Genomic DNA, 1,055 nt, shown 5'->3' on the forward strand with positions numbered 1-1,055 from the left:
AAAGTACACGGTGGTGAAGTTCGTGATTTCGCACAAATCGATAATGCTCCAGAAGAGCGTGAGCGTGGTATTACAATCAATACTTCTCACATCGAATACGATACAGAAACTCGTCACTACGCACACGTAGATTGTCCTGGTCACGCCGATTACATCAAAAACATGATCACTGGTGCTGCACAAATGGACGGCGCGATCTTAGTAGTTGCTGCAACAGATGGCCCTATGCCACAAACACGTGAGCACATCTTACTCTCTCGCCAAGTTGGTGTTCCTTTCATCATCGTTTTCATGAACAAATGTGACATGGTTGACGACGAAGAATTATTAGAATTAGTAGAAATGGAAGTTCGTGAACTTCTTTCAGAATACGAATTCCCAGGTGATGACTTACCAGTAATTCAAGGTTCAGCGTTAGGCGCACTTCAAGGTGAAGCGAAGTGGGAAGAAAAAGTAATCGAACTAGCTAACGCGTTAGATACATACATTCCAGAGCCAGAGCGTGCAATCGACGGTGCATTCATCATGCCAATCGAAGACGTTTTCTCAATCTCAGGTCGTGGTACTGTTGTAACAGGTCGTGTTGAGCGTGGTATCATCACTGTAGGTGACGAAGTAGAAGTTGTTGGTATCCGTGATACTCAAAAATCAACGTGTACTGGTGTTGAAATGTTCCGTAAGCTTCTTGACGAAGGTCGTGCTGGTGAGAACTGTGGTATCCTTTTACGTGGTCTTAAGCGTGAAGACGTTGAACGTGGTCAAGTACTATGTCAACCTGGTTCAATTTCTCCTCACACTAAGTTTGAGTCAGAAGTATACGTACTAAGTAAAGATGAAGGTGGTCGTCATACGCCATTCTTCAAAGGTTACCGTCCACAGTTCTACTTCCGTACAACTGACATCACTGGCTCTGTAGAGCTTCCTGAAGGTGTTGAAATGGTAATGCCTGGTGACAACCTTAAGTTTGTTGTTGAGCTAATCAACCCAGTAGCGATGGACGAAGGTTTACGCTTCGCGATTCGTGAAGGTGGTCGTACTGTTGGTGCTGGTGTTGT

1 protein-coding gene is annotated in these 1,055 nt (G+C 44.6%); it reads left to right on the forward strand.

Annotation, left to right across the window (positions count from 1 at the left end):
- Positions 1-1,055 (forward strand): elongation factor Tu (gene tuf, locus D1094_RS18405; protein WP_118961552.1); only part of this gene is annotated, 1,055 nt, incomplete at both ends.

It is taken from the genome of Colwellia sp. RSH04 (assembly GCF_003545765.1).
Classification (GTDB): Bacteria; Pseudomonadota; Gammaproteobacteria; order Enterobacterales; family Alteromonadaceae; genus Colwellia.